Source organism: Cyanobium sp. NIVA-CYA 375, from assembly GCF_056108345.1.
Window position 1 is genome coordinate 1 of the sequence record NZ_JBSYHW010000429.1, and the last position, 530, is coordinate 530.

Genomic DNA, 530 nt, shown 5'->3' on the forward strand with positions numbered 1-530 from the left:
GCATCGCCTTGTCGTCCGGCAACTGGGCGTGCCAGCTGGCAGCCGGGCGGCTCGTTGCCGCGGGATCGATGGTCTGTTCGATAGTCATACGTGTTCCGGTTTTCTGCTCTGCCCATACCGCAAAGTGCGGTCACAGGACAACGCAGGCTCTGTGCCACAGTAATCGGCGCGCTCGCTTGACTTGGGGCAAATCCCGCGCACAGGGACGGTGAAGGCTGGATAAGGGACCAATTGTGAACCACGCCGAAATAGTGATCCGTCCGGTTGCGGGCAAGGCCGGGCGGGCTGCCTTCGTCGACCTCGGGCGCAGGTTTGCCGCCGCGCTGCCGCACAGCGTACCGCAATTGCGGTCCGAACAGCTTGAACTGGTCGATCCGGCCAAGAACCCGTTCTTCGGCCATGCCCGGGCCCAGTTGTTTCTGGCTGAGCGCGGCGGACAATCGGTCGGCCGGATCGCGGCGCACATCGATGAGCTGGCGCTGGCCATGCCGCCGGAGCAGGGGTTTGGCCCCGGCACCGGAATGTTCGGC

General features: G+C 65.1%; 1 pseudogene. It reads left to right on the forward strand.

What is annotated here, in order from left to right:
- Positions 1-233: 233 nt before the first annotated feature.
- Positions 234-530 (forward strand): annotated as a pseudogene (locus tag AC01FP_RS18970) (hypothetical protein); the annotation flags it as partial.